The sequence below is a fragment of the Serratia ureilytica genome, assembly GCF_017309605.1.
GTDB lineage: Bacteria > Pseudomonadota > Gammaproteobacteria > Enterobacterales > Enterobacteriaceae > Serratia > Serratia ureilytica.
Genome location: NZ_CP071320.1, coordinates 2,879,637 through 2,897,546 on the forward strand (window position 1 = coordinate 2,879,637; position 17,910 = coordinate 2,897,546).

General features: G+C 60.3%; 20 protein-coding genes. 14 read left to right on the top strand and 6 right to left on the bottom strand.

Going from position 1 to position 17,910, the window contains the following annotated elements; all coding sequences use genetic code 11:
• Nucleotides 1–99: 99 nt before the first annotated feature.
• The 8 genes from J0X03_RS13390 (at nt 100) to J0X03_RS13425 (ending at nt 7,096) form a co-directional block, all read left to right on the top strand.
• Complete coding sequence (locus J0X03_RS13390; RefSeq protein ID WP_033642841.1) at nt 100–636, top strand: Csu type fimbrial protein; 537 nt, start codon at nt 100–102, stop codon at nt 634–636.
• A gap of 272 nt (nt 637–908) precedes the next feature.
• Nucleotides 909–1,445 carry a Csu type fimbrial protein gene (locus tag J0X03_RS13395; RefSeq protein ID WP_046686938.1) on the top strand — a complete coding sequence of 179 codons (537 nt, stop codon included), beginning with the start codon at nt 909–911 and terminating at the stop codon, nt 1,443–1,445.
• 2 nt (nt 1,446–1,447) lie between these two features.
• Nucleotides 1,448–1,951, top strand: coding sequence for a Csu type fimbrial protein (locus J0X03_RS13400; protein ID WP_033642839.1), 504 nt, complete (start codon nt 1,448–1,450; stop codon nt 1,949–1,951).
• A complete protein-coding gene (locus J0X03_RS13405; protein ID WP_033642838.1) occupies nt 1,945–2,487 on the top strand; it encodes a Csu type fimbrial protein in 543 nt (180 codons plus the stop codon). Before J0X03_RS13400 ends, J0X03_RS13405 begins: the two co-directional genes overlap by 7 nt.
• Before the next feature lie 20 nt (nt 2,488–2,507).
• Nucleotides 2,508–3,275 (top strand): fimbrial biogenesis chaperone, encoded by a 768-nt coding sequence (locus J0X03_RS13410; RefSeq protein ID WP_046686936.1) that lies wholly within the window; start codon nt 2,508–2,510, stop codon nt 3,273–3,275.
• Between the two features lie 22 nt (nt 3,276–3,297).
• Nucleotides 3,298–5,769, top strand: coding sequence for a fimbria/pilus outer membrane usher protein (locus tag J0X03_RS13415; protein ID WP_408987887.1), 2,472 nt, complete (start codon nt 3,298–3,300; stop codon nt 5,767–5,769).
• A gap of 16 nt (nt 5,770–5,785) precedes the next feature.
• Nucleotides 5,786–6,721, top strand: a complete 936-nt coding sequence (locus J0X03_RS13420) for a Csu type fimbrial protein (protein ID WP_169539546.1) — start codon at nt 5,786–5,788, stop codon at nt 6,719–6,721.
• Between the two features lie 135 nt (nt 6,722–6,856).
• Complete coding sequence (locus J0X03_RS13425; protein WP_033642836.1) at nt 6,857–7,096, top strand: YebV family protein; 240 nt, start codon at nt 6,857–6,859, stop codon at nt 7,094–7,096.
• 55 nt (nt 7,097–7,151) lie between these two features.
• Here the strand turns inward: J0X03_RS13425 and J0X03_RS13430 are convergent, their stop codons facing one another.
• Both J0X03_RS13430 and J0X03_RS13435 read right to left on the bottom strand, forming a co-directional pair.
• A complete protein-coding gene (locus J0X03_RS13430) occupies nt 7,152–7,751 on the bottom strand; it encodes a C39 family peptidase (protein WP_160204205.1) in 600 nt (199 codons plus the stop codon).
• 4 nt (nt 7,752–7,755) lie between these two features.
• A complete protein-coding gene (locus J0X03_RS13435; RefSeq protein ID WP_033638276.1) occupies nt 7,756–8,148 on the bottom strand; it encodes an ASCH domain-containing protein in 393 nt (130 codons plus the stop codon).
• 336 nt (nt 8,149–8,484) lie between these two features.
• On the opposite strand from J0X03_RS13435, the gene yniD reads away from it, so the two are divergent.
• On the top strand, nt 8,485–8,577 hold the full coding sequence (gene yniD, locus J0X03_RS24205; protein ID WP_016928013.1) for a small membrane protein YniD: 93 nt from the start codon (nt 8,485–8,487) through the stop codon (nt 8,575–8,577).
• Between the two features lie 38 nt (nt 8,578–8,615).
• On the opposite strand, the gene J0X03_RS13440 is transcribed toward yniD, so the two are convergent.
• On the bottom strand, nt 8,616–8,768 hold the full coding sequence (locus J0X03_RS13440) for a hypothetical protein (protein WP_162997461.1): 153 nt from the start codon (nt 8,766–8,768) through the stop codon (nt 8,616–8,618).
• Nucleotides 8,769–8,927: 159 nt separating this feature from the next.
• On the opposite strand from J0X03_RS13440, the gene J0X03_RS13445 reads away from it, so the two are divergent.
• Complete coding sequence (locus J0X03_RS13445) at nt 8,928–9,137, top strand: hypothetical protein (RefSeq protein WP_033642834.1); 210 nt, start codon at nt 8,928–8,930, stop codon at nt 9,135–9,137.
• A 146-nt stretch (nt 9,138–9,283) separates the two neighbouring features.
• Here the strand turns inward: J0X03_RS13445 and J0X03_RS13450 are convergent, their stop codons facing one another.
• Nucleotides 9,284–10,702, bottom strand: coding sequence for a serralysin family metalloprotease (locus J0X03_RS13450; RefSeq protein WP_046686934.1), 1,419 nt, complete (start codon nt 10,700–10,702; stop codon nt 9,284–9,286).
• Nucleotides 10,703–11,030: 328 nt separating this feature from the next.
• Complete coding sequence (locus J0X03_RS13455; RefSeq protein ID WP_033642832.1) at nt 11,031–12,374, bottom strand: 2-hydroxycarboxylate transporter family protein; 1,344 nt, start codon at nt 12,372–12,374, stop codon at nt 11,031–11,033.
• Between the two features lie 432 nt (nt 12,375–12,806).
• Here J0X03_RS13455 and pckA point away from each other — a divergent pair, with 432 nt between their 5' ends.
• Entirely contained in the window at nt 12,807–14,426 is a 1,620-nt protein-coding gene (pckA, locus tag J0X03_RS13460) for a phosphoenolpyruvate carboxykinase (ATP) (RefSeq protein WP_033642831.1), read from the top strand.
• A 56-nt stretch (nt 14,427–14,482) separates the two neighbouring features.
• Here the strand turns inward: pckA and J0X03_RS13465 are convergent, their stop codons facing one another.
• Entirely contained in the window at nt 14,483–15,127 is a 645-nt protein-coding gene (locus tag J0X03_RS13465) for a TetR/AcrR family transcriptional regulator (RefSeq protein WP_103101241.1), read from the bottom strand.
• 93 nt (nt 15,128–15,220) lie between these two features.
• On the opposite strand from J0X03_RS13465, the gene J0X03_RS13470 reads away from it, so the two are divergent.
• The 3 genes from J0X03_RS13470 to J0X03_RS13480 all read left to right on the top strand — a co-directional run bounded on the left by J0X03_RS13470 (nt 15,221) and on the right by J0X03_RS13480 (nt 17,785).
• Nucleotides 15,221–15,919: a DAPG hydrolase family protein gene (locus J0X03_RS13470; protein WP_033642829.1), complete on the top strand. Its 699-nt coding sequence runs from the start codon at nt 15,221–15,223 to the stop codon at nt 15,917–15,919.
• A gap of 84 nt (nt 15,920–16,003) precedes the next feature.
• Entirely contained in the window at nt 16,004–16,390 is a 387-nt protein-coding gene (locus tag J0X03_RS13475) for a GFA family protein (protein WP_060660804.1), read from the top strand.
• A gap of 90 nt (nt 16,391–16,480) precedes the next feature.
• A complete protein-coding gene (locus tag J0X03_RS13480) occupies nt 16,481–17,785 on the top strand; it encodes an MFS transporter (RefSeq protein WP_033652105.1) in 1,305 nt (434 codons plus the stop codon).
• The last annotated feature ends 125 nt before the right edge of the window (nt 17,786–17,910 follow it).

Sequence of the window (17,910 nt, forward strand, 5' to 3'; positions counted from 1 at the left end):
GTTCTTATCCTATTAATTTAAATGTAAGTAAATAAATGCGTGCAACTCAGCTCTGGGTGGCGTTTTTGCGGACTTTCTCTGACATGGCAAGGAATCATGATGAAAAAAACTCTGCTGGTTTTGCTCTCGTTAACACCTCTGCTGTGCATCAGTGGCGCAGCCAACGCAGCGGGCACCATTCAGGGCACGCTGGGCGTGACAATGACCATCGGCGCCGGGTGCGTGGTCACCGGCGGCAACAGTTCCGGCACCACCAACGACTTTGGTTCCATCAGTTTCGGCACCTACTCGTCGCTGGCTAACGTCATCACCGCCAGCGCCACCGGCAGCGGCGGCACCGGCACCTTGGGGCTGAACTGCACCACCGGCACCAACTACACCGTGGCGCTGGACAACGGCCTCAACGCCTCCGGCAGCCAGCGGCGCATGGCCAGCGGCGTGCCCGCCTACATCAGCTATAACCTCTACCAGGACAGCGCCCACGCCGTGCCGTGGAACAGCACTACCGGCGTGCTGACCGGCACCGGCACCGGCTCGGCGGTCCCGCTGATCGTCTACGGTCTGGTGCCCGCTGCGGGCACCACCCCGGCCGCCGGCGTGTACAACGATACCGTCACCATGACCGTAACCTGGTGATGCCTGCCGACACGGGGCGCCACCACGGCGCTCCGTTATTCATTAATATAATAATATTCCCATCCACCCTCTCGTTATCTCAAACACGATTCCCCTGATGTGTTTACGCTGCACGCAACCTGCGATCTCGCTTAAAAATAAATAAATTTTTTAATCTTTAGGCAAGACATTCTCCCGTTCTTATTCTATTAATTAATCTGTAAATAGATTAATGCATTTGACTCATTTTTCGGGCTTTTTGGCAGGCTTCTCTACTACGGCAAGGAACCATGATGAAAAAGACTCTGGCGGCATTAACCTCGGCAGCGGCCCTGCTGTGCACCTCTGGCGCCGCCTTTGCGGCAGGCACCATTCAGGGCACGCTGGGCGTCACTTTAACCATCGGCGCCGGCTGCGTCGTTACCGGCGGCAACAGCTCCGGCACCACCAACAACTTCGGCTCCATCAGCTTCGGCACCTACTCGTCGCTGGCTAACGTCATCACCGCCAGCGCCACCGGCAGCGGCGGCACCGGTACCCTGGGGCTGAACTGCACCACCGGCACCAACTACACCGTGGCGCTGGACAACGGCCTCAACGCCTCCGGCAGCCAGCGGCGCATGGCCAGCAGCGTGCCCGCTTACATCAGCTATAACCTCTACCAGGACAGCGCCCACGCCGTGCCGTGGAACAGCACCACCGGTGTGCTGACCGGCACCGGCACCGGCTCGGCGGTCCCGTTGATCGTCTATGGTCTGGTGCCCGCCGCGGGCACCACCCCGGCGGCAGGCGCGTACAGCGATACCGTCACCATGACCGTCACCTGGTAAGCATGACGCGCCTGGCCGTCACCTGCATGCTGCTGTCGTTGGCAGGCGCTTGCCGCGCCGACGTCAGCACTGCGACGGTCGGCGTCAGCGCCACCTTGGTCAAATCCTGTGTCGCAGGCACCACCAGCGGCGGCAACACCACGTTCGGCACCTTTAACTTCGGCACGGTTTACTTCCTTAATACGGCGATAAAAGTGACCGGCCAGGCGAACGCCGGCGCACTGCAGATCAACTGCAACAACGGCACCAGTTACACGGTGCTGCTCAGCGGCGGACAGAGCGGCAATACCGCTTCGCGCTATCTGCAAAGCGCGGCGGGCGCCCGCGTGAACTACAACCTGTATACCAGCGCCAGCTACGCCACCGTCTGGGATAACGTCACCGGCGTGACGCAGACCGCCACCGGTCAAAGCGTCTGGCTGCCGGTGTACGGCATGATTCCGGTGCAGGCGACGCCGGCGACGGGCACTTATACGGACACGGTACAGGTGACGATAAATTGGTGATTAACGGAACGCTGCGCACCCTGCTGCTGACGGCGCTGTTTGGCGCTCCGGCGGCACATGCCGATACCGTCAGCCAGGGCTTCACGGTCAATGCTTCGATCATCAAAGGCTGCGTGCTCGGCAGCGGCGTCACCAACGTTACCTCGTTCGGCAGCATGAGCTTCGGCCAGGTGGCGTCTTTAAGCAGCCCGATAAAAATTGTCTCGAGCGCCGGCGCCGGCTCAATCCTTATCCGCTGCAACCCCGGGCTCAGCGTCACCCTGGGATTGAACGTCGGCAATAACGTGACCGGCTCCATCGCCGGCGGGCGCAAGCTGTTGAACTCGGTCACCTCGGAAACGCTGATTTACCAGCTCTACCAGGATGCCAACTACGCCGTTTTGTGGGGAGACGGCGGCAACGGCGGCGCCGCCCAAACCGTCTCCTCCACCGGCAGTACGCAGGAAATAAAAATCTACGCCAGTTTAATGGCGAGCAGCACCTTGCCCACCAGCGGCACCTACAACGATACGGTCTTAGTGACGGTGAGTTATTGAGCTTTTAAAAGGATCACATTATGCGTACTACTCTGCTTCGCCTGCCTCTGCTGGCAGGATTGTTGTTAGCCGGCCAGCCGCAGGCCTTCGCCGCCGCCTCCATTCTGATTTGGCCCATCGATCCGGTTATTGAAGACAACCAGCAGGCGACGGCCCTGTGGCTGGAAAACCGCGACAGCAAGCCGGTTTACATGCAAATTCGCGTGCTGGGCTGGCAACAAACCGGCGGTAAGGACGATTACCGCAACCAGAGCGAGGTGCTCGCCAGCCCGCCGGTCGCCACCATTCTCCCCGGCAAACGCCAACTGATTCGCCTGATCAAGCAGACGCCGGCCGCCGCCGGACAAGAGCGGGCTTACCGCATCCTGGTCGATGAAGTGCCGATCAAAGATAAAGATGGCGCAGCGCCCGACAAAGGCGCGCAGATGGGGCTGAAATTCCAGATGCGTTATTCGGTGCCGCTGTTCGTCAGCGGCAAAGGCGTCTGGACCAAGCAAGACTTCGAACACCCGCGCGACTACGCCACCGCCAACCAGCCGAAGCTCAGCTACCGGCTGCTGCAACAAAACAGCCAGCGCTGGCTCGACGTGCGCAATGACGGCATCGTGCATGCTCGCCTGTCGCAGGTCAGCATTCAGGGCAAGCCGCTCAACAACGGGCTGCTGGGCTATGTGCTGCCGGGTTCGCAAATGCGTTTCGCCCTGCCGCCGTCGGGCAGTTTTGCCGCCGGCAAGCTGCAGGCGATGGTCAACGACAATAAACAGCCCGTAACCCTCCCGTCTTACTGAGCCCGAGGCGCAGGTGATGCGGATGTCGCCATCGCCCTCACGCGGCATGCAGCTCAAGCCGCTGGCCCTGGCCGTACTCTGTATGGCGGTAGAACTGTGCCCGCCGCCTGCCGCCGCCGACGATTTGCCACCGCCGCCCCGCGCCGTCAGCATGCCGGATACCACGCTGTATCTGGAGCCGGTGGTGAACGGCCGCCCGACCGGCAAAGTCGTGCCGGTCGCCTACCGCGGCGGCCATTACTATTTAACGCCTCAGCAGCTGATCGATGCCGGCCTGCCGGTGACGGACAAACAGGTGAAAGAGATCGCCGTCGATCAACTGGATAAGGTCGACGTCACCTACAGCGGCGAAACGCAGCAGTTGCTGATCTCGGTGCCCAACGATTGGCTCCCCAGGCAAACCCTCGGTGACGCCAACCCGGAGCAGCGGCTGCCGGCGCAAAGCAGCCTGGGCTTCTTGCTGAATTACGACGCCTACGTCAGCCAAAGCGGCGGGCGCGGCAATCCGGGCTATTTTTCCGCCTGGAGCGAACAGCGCCTGTTCGACGGCTTCGGCGTTATCGCCAACACCGGCATTTTCCGCAGCAGCTTCAACGGCGAGACCGCCGCGCAGCAGAACAATCGCTATATCCGCTACGACAGCAGTTGGCGCTACAGCGACGACGACACCATGCTCAGCTACACCGCCGGCGATCTCACGACCGGCTCGCTGCCCTGGACCAGTTCGGTGCGCGTCGGCGGTCTGCAGGTAGCGCGTAATTTCGCCACGCGGCCGGATCTCATTACCTACCCGCTGCCGCAGTTCTCCGGCCAGGCCGCCGTGCCGAGCAGCGTCGATCTGTACATCAACAGCTATAAAAACACCTCCGCCAACGTGAATCCCGGCCCGTTCACCCTGAATACCGTGCCCTACATCAACGGCGCCGGTCAGGCGACGGTGGTGACGACCGATGCGCTCGGCCGCCAGATCAGCACGACGGTGCCGTTCTATGTCGCCAGTTCGCTGCTGCAGGCCGGGTTGAGCGATTTCAGCCTGTCGGCAGGCGCGCTGCGCCAAAACTACGGTTACCGATCCGCGGACTACGGCCAGTGGGTGGCCAGCGGCAGCGGGCGTTACGGCGTCACGGACTGGCTCACGATCGAAGGGCGGGCGGAAGGTGCGGCGGAGTTGGCGGTCACCGGCGCCGGCGCCGGCATGCGCATCGGGCAGTTAGGGGTGCTCAACGCCTCCTACAGCTACAGCCAGGCGGGCCGCGACGCTTTCAACGCCCCTCCGGTCACGCCGCGGTATTACGATCCGGTCACCGGCCAACCGGTGCAGCAACCGGATGCCGGTCCGGTCTATCAGTACGCCGGCCGCCACGGCGATCAAACCAGCCTGAGCTACACCTACAGCAATCAGTATTTCAGCCTCAACGCTCAACGGGTGCTGCGCAGCGCGGACTTTGGCGATCTTTCCACCTATAAGAGCAGCTATCGGCTGAGCCGCCGCACCGATCAGCTGACCGGCAGCATCGGCCTGAGCCGCTTCGGCAGCCTGGGCGCCGGTTATTTCGACGTGCGCGACGCCATCGGCCAGCGCACTCGCCTGGTCAACCTGTCGTACAGCCTGACGCTGTGGCGCAACATCAGCCTGTACGCCTCGGCAAACCGCGATATTGGCGGTGACGGTTACAGCTCTCAGCTGCAGATCAGCATTCCGTTCGATACCTGGGGCACCGCCAACGTCAGCACCGCCCGCGACGCCGGCAACCGCTGGAGCGAACGCGTGGCTTACAGCCGCGCCGCGCCGACCGACGGCGGTTTCGGTTGGAATCTGGCCTATGCCGGCGGCCAGGGCAGCAACAGCGATTATCGTCAGGCGGATGTGACCTGGCGCACCTCGCTGTTGGAAACCCGCGCCGGGCTGTATGGCAACCGTAACGACTACACCCGCTGGGGCGAAGTCAGCGGTTCTCTGGTGGCGATGAACGGCGGCGTTTATGCCACCAACACCATCAACGATGCCTTCGCGCTGGTATCGACCGACGGCTACGCCGGCATTCCGGTCAGCTACGAGAACCAGCGCATCGGCGTCACCAACGACAAAGGTTATCTGCTGGTGCCCACCGTCACCTCGTATTACCACGCCAAGTTCCAAATCGACCCGCTCAATTTACCGGCGGACGTTAACCTGCCGGCGGTCGAAAAAACCGTCGCCATCCGCGATCACAGCGGCTACCTGGTCGAATTCCCCGTCCAGCGCCTGTCCGCCGCCGACGTGGAGCTGGTCGATGCGCAAGGCAAACCGCTGGCCAACGGCAGCCAGGTGGCGGTGCTCGGCGGCAATCAACAAAGCTACGTCGGGTGGGATGGCATGACCTATATCGATCCGGTGCAGCAACACAACCGGTTAAGCGTAATCCCGGCCGACGGCGGCCCGCCGTGCCAGGTCAGTTTCAGCCTGGCCAACCCGCAGGGGCTGCAACGCGTCGGCCCTCTCGTCTGCCAGTAACACACGGAGAAGAAGAATGATGTCTCGGCAAGTGAAAATCTTTTTGGCGGCGCTGCTGTTGATGTGTGGACAACGCGCGCTGGCGGACTGCGCCACCACCAACGGCACGGTTACCCTGCCCAGCAGCAACTCCTTCGCCGTCTACAACGGCCAGATAAGCGCCCAAGGCACTGCGGGGCTGAACTGCACCGGGCTCGGGCTCAATTTGCTGACGCAAAACACCGTCACGGTCAAGATCGCTTCCACCACCAACAACATGGCTCTGCTGAACGGCAACGGCTCAGGCGATAAAATTTCTTATTTGATCTACCCGGATTCGAACTACCAGTACCCGTATAGCGTCGGCCAGACCATCGATTACAGCTCGCTGAATCTGCTGTCGCTGATCCTGATCTCTTCCAACGTCAACTTTCCGGTGTATATCAAAACCGTCGTCGGCGCGAACGTCAGCGCCGGCACCTATACCGATACCATCAACCTGGTGTGGAACTACCATATCTGCGGCCTGGGCCTGATAGGGCTTTGCATCTGGTGGGACGGCACCAATCAACCCAGCACCGTGACCGTCACCGCGGTCATCACCAAGAGTTGCCTGATCAACACCGCCAACAACGTCAACTTCGGCAGCATGGCCTTAGTGGGGCAATTCAATCCGATCAACCAAAGCATCACGCTGACCTGCACCAAATCCCAGTCTTACAGCTCCTATTTCACCAACGGCAACAATCCGATCACCGGCTGGCGGCGAATGATCAGCGGCACCAGCAACTTCCTGCAGTATCAGATCTATTTGCCCAATACCAGTACCGTGTGGAGCAGCACCAACGCGCAAAGCGGCACCGGCACAGGCCTGGCGCAAAGCATCCCCTTTACCGCCGCCGTCAACCCGGCGCAGACCGAAGTGCCGGTCGGCACCTATCAGGATAACGTCAGCTATGTCGTGACTTACTAGCGCAGCCGCTAGCCGCCCGGCACGAATGTTGCCAGAATGTATTTTTTATGTGGCATTTTTTGCTCATTTGGCTATGCTCATACCGATGACCTGACTGGTCTAACCTCCTACCACATCATTGAGCAAGGAGTTCCCATGAGCAAAACCGTCGTAAAAATTGGCAGCTTCGAGGTCGATGACGCGCATCTTCACGCCACCGCCGACCGTGCAGGCACCCTGAGCATCCCCTGCAAGTCCGATCCGGATCTGTGCATGCAGCTCGACGGCTGGGATGAACACACCAGCATTCCGGCCATCCTCAACGGCAAGCAGTCGCTGCTGTACAAGCAACACTACGATCGACACACGGACGCCTGGGTGATGCGGGTGGCATGAAAATGCATCCAGTCGGCTGACGACGCGCTGCTTTCATCAGAAACAGCGCGTTTTTTTATGCGATGGCGATGCCGCGGCCGGCAAAGAAGTGGGCGAAGCGGTTGAGTGACAGCTGTACTCGCTCGCGCGTCGCCGGGCTGTCGTCCGAAGGATTATGGAAGGTCACGCTTTGCGGATCGGCGGCGGTGATCAACACCAGATGCCCGCCCCGCTGCGGCGGTATGCTCTCGGGCCGGCGAATGGCGGGATGCACCGAGGCGATAAAGTAGCGGCATTCATGAAGCAGCGCCGGCACATCGGCGGCCGCCAACCCCACCTTCACCTCCGCCTGCAGCGCGAACTGCTCGCGCACATACTCGACGAACGGCGCGTAAATCAGTCCTTTTATCCGCTCGTTCTCACGCACATAGGCGCCATAAGGCAGGCTGCGGCGCGCCAGTTCCAGCAGCGGCGGCGCTGCGCCGTCGCGGTGGCTCAGCACCATTTTCAGGCAGGCCATGCCGCACACGTGGTTGGCCCACTCGACGTACTCCGCCCGATCGCGGGCGCCGCTGCGCGCCCAATTCTCGTCTTGCGCCAGCGTCGCGCGGCCGGCGATCAGATCGGCGGCCATCTCCGGGCTCGCCCACTGGCACTCGTAGGGAACGGCGCGCATCAGTTTAGAACTTGTCGACGACTTTGAAATTCATCAGCACCAGCGTCATGTCCGGCGAGAACAGATCGTACTCTTCGAAGAAGCGCTGCAGCTCTTTGCGCCAATGCGCCAGCGAACGATCGCCCTCGCCTTCGGCAAAGGCGTGCGCTTCATCGACCTGATCGTACGTTTTCATTTCCACCGCGGTCAGCTCAACCGCGCAGACCGGCTCTCCCTTGCCGTCCACCACCAGGAACCGATCGCCGGCCTGTGGGATGCCCTCGCCGTCCAGGTTGGAGCAGGTCGCCGTTTTGGTGCCGTTCAAAATCAATTGCACCACTTCATCGGCCTGCTGTTCGGTATCACCGAACGCCCAGCGCTCAAGGTGCTCGTATTTCTGTGGAATTGCCGTCGCCATGATTATACCTTTTGGAAAAATGCCTCAATGCAGACAGGATAGTACAACGTATTGGCGGCCGTCTGCATCCGTCACAAGCACGACTGCGCGTTACGCCAGCGCCGTCTTTACGAGTTTTTACCGTTCTTCGCTGTGCCTTCAGCGCTACCGGGCGCATACTGTGAACATTATTCACTCAATGGCAACGCCAGGCGGCAACATGCGGCAAGACGATTTCGATGCTGACGATACCTTCAGCGATTTACTCAACAGCGTCGCGTTGGCGACGCTGTTGCTCATCGCCATCGCCGGCGGATGGTATTTCAGTTAAGAGAGGGCGACGTGGCGACAAAACGCATGGGCAACAAGCTCAGTAAAATGGTGGTGGTGCTGCTGCTGATCTGCCTGGCGTTGCTGCTGTTGCGTTGGGCGGCGATAGCGTTCGGTTAATCCCATAAAACGACGCCGGCCAACCGCCGGCGCCCTGCTCACCGCCGCGGCGCCGCGGTCGGCTCCAGTAACTCGCGCAAATAGGCCAGACGCGCTTCCCCCTGTGGCAACCAGCGACGGCACAGCCAATGTTGCGTTTCACCCGTGCGGCTGAGGCGGTAGTACTCCGCGAAGGTTTCGACCCAGTTCATGATGTGTTCTCCTGCTTTTCGACACCGCAAGTATTGAGCGCAAAAACCAGAAGAAATACTGATGGCTTGTTTTTTATGCTTCCTGTTTTTGGCCGTCGGTAGCGAAGCCGCAGTTCAACTGCTACATTGGGCGAAAATCAACCCACCGAGGTGTAGGCCATGACGTTCTCGGAACAGGAGATTAAACCCGTATGGGATGAAGTCGCGCGCCTGATCGGCGACAGCGTGATGCAGCTGCGCCATCGCGGCGAGGCGCTGTCGGTGGAAACGCTGGAGAAACATCTGGCGCGGCAGCTGGCCGAGAGCAACGACATCGAACGGCGTATCCTGCTCGGCGCCGCCATCAACATGCTGAAAGGCGGAAAATGAATCGCCAACCGAAAAGGTTGGCGATCCGACAGAAGCCCGAGGTATGCAAGCCCGGCCTTCTGCGCGCTACTATGTCACGCTAATATGACGTAATTAATAGGAATTGTCGGGTTTTTGCCCAAAACGCCCTATTTTTGTTGCCTGCCTTACGCCAACACGAAATCGCCGGCATCCAGCGGCTGCCCCACCACTTTCACCAGGAAATCGTTGCCGTCAAAGGCGCCGCCCAGGTTGATCGCCACATCGCTGACGTGATTTTGCGCATCGTAGCTCAGCTTCGCCTCGCCCGCCTTGCCGCTGAACTGATCGACGAAGCGGATGCCGTCGGCGCTGCCGGTGTTGAACAGCGTCAAATCGATCTTGTCCTCGCCGCGCACGAAGTCGCGGATCCAATCCGGCGCCGCCGCCGTCGACTCATCCGCCGCGAAGTAGACGAAGGTGTCCTTGCCGGCGCCGCCCCACAGCTGATCCGCCCCTTTGCCGCCGTACAACACATCATCGCCCGCGCCGCCCTTGAGCACGTTATCGGCGGCGTTCCCGACCAGCACATCGTTACCCGACCCGCCGATGGCGTTTTCAATCGTTACGCCCGCCGCGATCGACACGTTGCCTTTCAGGCCGCCGACGTCCGAGAACGCCTTTTCATTCAGGTTGATGCGCTGATTTTGGCCGAAGCCGGAGAAGTCGAAGGTGTCGTTGCCGCCGGCATCCCAGGCGGTGAAGATTATCTTGTCCTGCGCGCCGGTGGCGGTGAGGAAGTCGCGATCGGTGTTGGAATTGAAACCGTAAACCGTGTCGCCGGTGCGGGTGTTCATGTTGGCGCCGTAGAAATGCTGGATCGCCGTGATGTCATTGAGCAACGGCCCGGAAGAGTACGCGCCTTTAAAGTCCTGCCCGGTGTTGCTTTCGCTGAAATAGCTCATCAGGCTGTGGGCGCGGCTGTCTTCGAAGTAGGTCGCGTCTTTAGCGTAGGTGATGCTGACGCCCGGCGCGGCGTTATAGTCGCCCGGGTGCTGCAACCCCAGCGCATGACCGATCTCATGGGTGAAGGTCTGGCGGCCGTACTCGTTTTCATGGATCTGGTTGTTGACGAAGGTGTGGTTCTTGGCGTTATACCAGGTTTGACCGGCGACCGAAGGCGATGAATCCGGGTTATACGCAAAGGCATAGGAGCCGCGCGAGCTGTAATCGAACAGACCGAATTTGATGTTGGCGGCGGCGGTGTTGCTGGTCTCGGTGAAGGTGATGTTGGCCACGTCGGACCATGACTGCAGCGCCAGTTTGGCCTGCTCGCGCTGTTCCGCGTTAAAGCTGCTGAAGCCGCTGATGCTCATGCTCGACATATTGCCCGGCGCCTTTTCCCAGAAGCTGTAGGTCAGGGAGACCGGCTTTTCGGTCACGCCCTTGTCGTGCCAACTGCGATCGCCGCGCACCAGTTCCAGGCCGGCATTCTCGAACGTTTTCGACGGATGAAGCACGGTAATGGTGTCGTCTTCATCGGGTTTATAAGCGCCCAGCAGGGCTAATACGCCTTCGGCTTTAACGGATGCATTGCTTGATGACATAACCTTATCTCCATATTCGTCAATTCAATCGGGGTGATGCCCCAACTGGCGGATTGCCTGAACGGCAGCGGCCCGGTGTTGAATCAATACGGGGATATCGGTAATGCGCTGGCGCCTTCCATCGGCACTCTGAATGAGAACGATAATCCCTTAAGAGAAGAGAATAGACACATTTTACCGAGAACAGATTTTTCTTATCAAAAGTGTGACAGGGATTTTCCGCCATACGAATGATTTTCAAGGTAATAATCAGCATTATCACGATATCGAAAAAAGTATAAAAAAACCGGGGCAATCCAACCCCGGCTATCCATAACACACTCTGGACTCAGACTAACCAACCGAGCAACAGCGTCGCGCCAATGACCGTGGAAGCGCCGCCGATGCGCGTAGCGATTTGGGCGAACGGCATCAGCCCCATGCGGTTGGACGCCGACAGGATCGCCACGTCGCCGGTGCCGCCCAGGCCGCTGTGACAGCAGGTGACGATCGCCGCTTCCACCGGGAACATCTTCAGGTAAGGCGCAATCAGGAAACTGACCAACCCCATCGACAGCACCACCGAGCCGCAGACCACCACATAGCCGACCGAGAACACCGCAACCACGCTTTCCAGCGGCACGTACAGCATGCCCAGACCGATCATCAGCGGCCACACCAACGCGGTGGAGACGAACTTATAGAAACTGTGCGCGCCGGTCTCCATCGAGGCCGGGATCACCCGGCAGTATTTGCACAGCACCGCGAACAGGATCATCAGCACCGGGCCAGGGATATGCACGATATGCTCGAACAGGCCGCCGACGATAAAGAAGGCGCAGATCACCAGCAGCCCGCCGCCCATCAGTTGGAAATCGACGTTGCCGCTTTGTTCCTTGATGGCGAACATCGCGTTCTCCTGCGCCGAACGGATCAGCATGCCGTCGCCGCTCAGCGCCTTGCGCTGCATGCCGATGCGCGCCAGCACCCCGGCGGTCACGATGGCGAAGATATTACCCAGCACCGCCGCCGGCGCCAGCTGCGCGACGTAGACGTCCGGCGTCGATCCCAGGATCGCCGAATAGGCCAGCGACAGCGGTAAAATGCCCTCGCCGATGCCGCCGCCGATGATCGGCACGATGATAAAGAAGAAGGTGTGATAGAAGGTGAAGCCGAACAGTTTCCCCACCAGCAGCCCGGTGATCACCGCCGTGACCGTGCCCACCACCAGCGGCACGAACATGCGAATCATCCCCTGGATCAGGATCACCCGGTTCATGCCGAGAATGCTGCCGACCACCAGACTGGCGATGACGAAATAAAGCAGGTTGGCGTCTTTCATCAGCAGATGGACGGTGCCCATGACGTTGGGCTGGAACACGTTGAAGTAGACCAGCACCGACGGCACCATCAAACACAGAATGGCCGGCCCGCCGATATCACGCAGCACGGGAATGCTTTTACCCAACTGCGCCAACGCAAAGCCCAGCGTCATTATCACCGCCAGGCCGCCGATCATATTCTTCGGCAGGAAGTTGGCGTAGGCGGAAATCGCCACGATGGCGCAAATCGTGATAAACAACGCGATCGGCACCGCACCGATATCTATTTGACGAAGTTGATTAATTAATCCTGATGATTCGGACGATGCCGTATTTTTATCACAGGCTATTTCTGCATTTATCTGTTTCATTATTCACCCTGCTGACAAGCGTACAGTACGGTTAGATTCACCTGGCGCAATAATCCCGCCATAGCCAAGTGAAAACAACTAATTACAAAAATCCTATTGCGGATTTCGCTTTTTCTAATAAGAAATAAAACAGTAGACAGCACTGACAATATGATAAAAAATAAAAATGCAAAACTAAATTACGCTGAGGGAATTCAATATTGTGACCCTCCGCCAAGGTTGGTTTTAATTAATTATCGTCAGCATTTTGTAATTAAAGTAATCAGGCTTAAATTCGCTGCTATGCTATAGGAGGGCGAAAAAGCCCCCTGCTTTATTAATAAAGAACCGGAAACGCCATTAGCTGAATCCGGTCAGCTTGATCCGAACCTTAATCCTGCGCGCGGCACCGCACGGGAAAAAGGCATAATATGACTCATAAGGAAGTAGAATATGTCTTCACGCGCTGTTACCCCACAAACCCTCGCTCGCTACGGCATCCATCAGGCCGCCGACATCGTCTATAACCCCAGCTATGAATTGCTGTTCGCCGAAGAGACCCGCGCCGACCTGCCGCCGCTGGAACGCGGCACCCTCACCCAACTGGGGGCGGTCAACGTCGCGACCGGCGAATTTACTGGCCGTTCGCCGAAAGACAAATACATCGTGCGCGACGACACCACGCGCGACACCGTCTGGTGGTCCGACAACGGTACCGGCAAGAACGACAACCAGCCGCTGTCGCCGGAAGTCTGGCAGCATCTGAAGACGCTGGTGGGCAACCAGCTCTCCGGCAAGCGTCTGTTCGTGGTGGATGCCTTCTGCGGCGCCAACGCCGATACGCGCCTGAAGGTGCGCTTCATCACCGAGGTGGCCTGGCAGGCGCACTTCGTGAAAAACATGTTTATCCGCCCAAGCGACGCCGAGCTGGCGGACTTTGAGCCGGACTTCGTGGTGTTGAACGGCGCCAAATGCACCAACCCGGACTGGCAACAGCAAGGGCTGCACTCGGAAAACTTCGTCGCTTTCAACCTGACCGAGCGCATGCAGCTGATCGGCGGCACCTGGTACGGCGGCGAGATGAAGAAAGGCCTGTTCTCGATCATGAACTATCTGCTGCCGCTGAAGGGCATCGCCTCGATGCACTGCTCGGCCAACGTCGGCGAGCAAGGCGACGTCGCGGTGTTCTTTGGCCTGTCCGGCACCGGCAAAACTACCCTCTCCACCGATCCGAAACGCCAGCTGATCGGCGATGACGAGCACGGCTGGGACGACGACGGCGTGTTCAACTTCGAAGGCGGCTGCTACGCCAAAACCATCAAGCTGTCGCCGCAGGCGGAGCCGGAAATCTATCAGGCGATCCGCCGCGATGCGCTGCTCGAAAACGTCACCGTGCGGGCCGACGGCAGCATCGACTTCGACGACGCCAGCAAAACCGAGAACACCCGCGTCTCTTACCCGATTTATCACATCGAGAACATCGTCAAACCGGTGTCCAAAGCCGGCCACGCGCGCAAGATCATCTTCCTGACCGCCGACGCCTTCGGCGTGCTGCCGCCGGTGTCGCGCCTGACGCCGGAGCAGACCCAATACCACTTCCTGTCCGGCTTCACCGCCAAGCTGGCCGGCACCGAGCGCGGCATCACCGCCCCGACGCCGACCTTCTCCGCCTGCTTCGGTGCCGCGTTCCTGACGCTGCACCCGACGCAATACGCTGAAGTGCTGGTGAAACGCATGGAGGCCGCCGGCGCCCAGGCTTACCTGGTCAACACCGGCTGGAACGGCAGCGGCAAGCGTATCTCGATCAAAGATACGCGCGGCATCATCGACGCCATCTTGAATGGCGACATTGAGCAGGCCGACACCTTCACGCTGCCGATCTTCGGGCTGGCAGTGCCGACCGCGCTGCCGGGCGTCGATCCGTCGATCCTCGATCCGCGCAAAACCTACGCCGACGAATCGCTGTGGCAGGAGAAAGCGCAGGATCTGGCGCAGCGCTTTATCGATAACTTCGCCAAATATACCGTCACCCAGGCGGGCGAAAAGCTGGTGAACGCCGGGCCGAAGCTGTAACGCAGACGTTTAGCATCCTGCTGTTTAAGGGCCGAACTTTCGGCCCTTTCTTGTTTTCATCCTTCCGCCAGCAAACCCGGCATCACCAGCGCCACCGCCGCCGCGATGCGCTCGTCGATCGCGCTGCCGGGCGGCAACAGCCCCAGCGTCATCTGCCGCAGCGGTTCGGCGATGGCCATCGCCAACAGCAGATCGCTGGTTTGCGCCCAGTCGCGCTCACGCAGCCACCCGCACTGCTGCTGGCGCCGCAGCCAGTCCGCCACCGTCGCCCGTCCGCGCAGAATGCCGTTGCGCTGATAGCTGTCCAGCAGCGCCTCGCGCCGCGGAAACTCGCTTTGCAGCAGCCGAAACATCCCCACCGCTTCGGCGCTCAATACCTGCTGCGCCACCGCCTTCAGCCCTTTTTCCAACAGCGGCGCCACCGCCTCCCACCGCCCGGCATCCTGGGCGAAGGCCGGCTGAAACGCATCGGTCCAGCCGCTCACCGCCTGCGCCACCAGTTCGTCGCGATTGGCCGCAAAGCGATACAGGGTTTTTTTAGCCACCCCGGCGCGTTTCGCCACCGCATCCACCGTTGCCGCGGCATAGCCGCCGTCGAGCAACAGCGCCAGCGTCGCCTGCGCCAGCGCGGCGCGCAGCGCCGTTTCCGGCGTGGCCGGCCGGCCGCGAGCACGCAGCGGTTCTTCATTCGGGTTCGCCATATTTATTCCTCACAAGCATTGACAGACTCAGCATAGCGGCATAGCTTTATTTTGGAAACACAATTCGTTTCCAAAATAAAACAGGAATCCATTATGACACATCCTTCCCTGCTGGCGCCGTGGGGCGTTAACGATATCAACGAGTTGCTCAAACCTGAACCGCTGCGGCTGGAGATGGGGCTGAGTCGCAGCGCCGACGGTTTGCTGACCGTCGCGGTCCGTACAGATCTGCACGGCTGCAAGGGGCGCATGCTGGACTGGTGGTTCACCTTCTTTGAGAACACGCAGCACATCAACTGGTGGCACCCGCACGATCACGTTGAACATCGCGGCTGGGACCGCCATTGGAAAAAAGGGGAAAGCTACGTCGGCGCCAGCATCGAAGCGGTCGAATGGCTGGCGGAGCTGCCACCGGTCGCGGCGCGCCTCAAATTCCACGCCGCCGAGGACTTCTTCGCGCCGCAACCGCTGCGCCAGGCGCGTGACGCGCAGGCGCTCTCCGCCGCCGTGTGCGCGCGCATCGGCTTCGGCGACCAGGTGGCGTTGGATGACAACGGCGATCCCTGCGACGGCGAGATGCTGCATCTGGCGCGCGATACGCCCTACGGGTGCGTGCTGCGCAGCCGTTTCCTGCTGGGTAAAGCCTGCGCCAACGCCCACGACGAAGTCTCGGACGACATCGGGTTTAACCTGATGCGCCACTGCTACAACGAGTTCAGCTATCTGGCGCAGTTCCTGCCGTCGCTGTACTACGCCGAAAACGGCCGCGAGCCGGCGCCGTTGCTCTGGTAATGCATCAGCGGGGACCTGTTAATTTTTCGCGATATCGCTATAGTGATTTTCATCGTTTTCCCCTGCGCTCATGACGGAGACATCATGGAAAATCCCTGCTATAGCGGCGGCTGCCTGTGCGGGCATATTCGCTTTCAGGCACGCGGCCTGCCTGGCAATCCGCACAGCTGTTCCTGCGATTTTTGCCGCCGCCACTCCGGCGCGCCGACGCTCTGCTGGGTCGAATTTCCGCGTCAGGCCATCGAGTGGAACGGCCCGGGCGGCATGCCCACACTCTACCGTTCTTCACCCTATTCCAGCCGCGCCTTTTGCCCGCGCTGCGGCAGCACGCTGGGGGCGATCGACGACGAGCCGACGGTGGCGCTGGCCACCGGCAGCTTCGATCGGGCCAATCTGCCGGAGCTGCGCCCGACCTCACATGCGTTCACCGATGTTTGCCCCGAATGGTGGCGTATCGACGGCATGCGCTGAGCGCCTCACAGTTCCCGCTGAAATCAATTGATTGTTTTGTCGTATAAATTTAGAACTGACGAACAATAATTCAAATGTATGGGAACGGGGATGAATCAACAGACTCTCGACGCGCGCCGCTCGCGTCAGGCGTTGCTGGCCGGCTCGGTCGGCAACTTTATCGAATGGTATGAGTTCGGGGTATACGGTTTTCTGGCCACCGTTATCGCCGCCAATTTTTTCACGCTGCAGGGTGAAAATGAAATCACCAGCCTGATCCTCACCTACGCCGCCTTCGCGCTGGCATTTTTCTGCCGGCCGATCGGCGCGGTGATCTTCGGCCGTATCGGCGATCGCATCGGCCGTCGTCCGACGCTGATTGCGGTCCTGCTGCTGATGACGCTGGCGACGGCGTTGATCGGCGTCATGCCGACTTATGCCTCGATCGGCGTCGCCGCCCCGCTGCTGCTGACGCTGCTGCGTATGTTCCAGGGGCTGTTCGCCGGCGGCGAATTCGGCGGCGCCGTGTCGCTGATGACCGAGTTCGCCCCAAAGGGCAAGCGCGGGCTGTTCGGCGCATGGCAATCGCTGACCGTCGCGCTCGGCCTGTTGGCCGGCGCCGGGCTGGTGGCGCTGCTGGCCGCGCTGCTGAGCGTGCAGCAGTTGCATGACTGGGGCTGGCGCATTCCCTTCCTGCTGGCGCTGCCGATGGGCGCCGTGGCGCTGTGGCTGCGGCTCAAGCTTGAGGAAACGCCGACGTTTACTCAGGCGCAGCAACATGCGGAACACGCTATCACCCCACCGGAAGTGAAGCTGGGCGGCGTGGTGAAAACCATTCTGGTCGGCATCGGCCGCATGATGGGCTGGTCGGCCGCCGGCTATACCTTCCTGGTGGTGATGCCTTCCTATTTGCAAACCTCGCTGCACGCCACCTTCCAGCAAGCGCTAGTGGCGACGGTGCTGGCCAACGTCGGTTTCGCCCTGACCATCCTGCCGGCGGGCATCATCAGCGACAGGCTGGGACGAAAAACGGTGATGCTGACGGCGGTGGCGGCGGTGATCCTGTTCACCTTCCCGCTGCTGCACCTGTTGCAGGATGCGCAGAGCTCACTGTGGATCAAAGGGCTGGCGGTCATGATCGCCGGCGCCGTGGTCGGCCTGCTGGCCGGTCCCGGCCCGGCGATGCTGGCGGAGATGTTCCCGACCCGGGTGCGCTATACCGGCCTGGGGCTGGCTTACTCGCTGTCCAATGCGGTGTTTTCCGGCTCGGCCGGGCTGATTATCACCGGCCTCATCAAACAGACCGGCAATATCGACATTCCCGCCTACTATGTGGTCGCCACGTCGGTGGTCAGCCTGTTTGCGCTGATGACGCTGCGCCGCGACGATCATCTGCGCTCGCTGAACGAACGTTAATCCTCCGGGGGCGCATCGCCCCCATTCCAACTCGTGATAATGATCACAACGCAATAATGTTAACGTTAACTTTTGTGATTAACATCGCATGAGTGATAACTGACAGCTTCATCCATCCGCGAGTT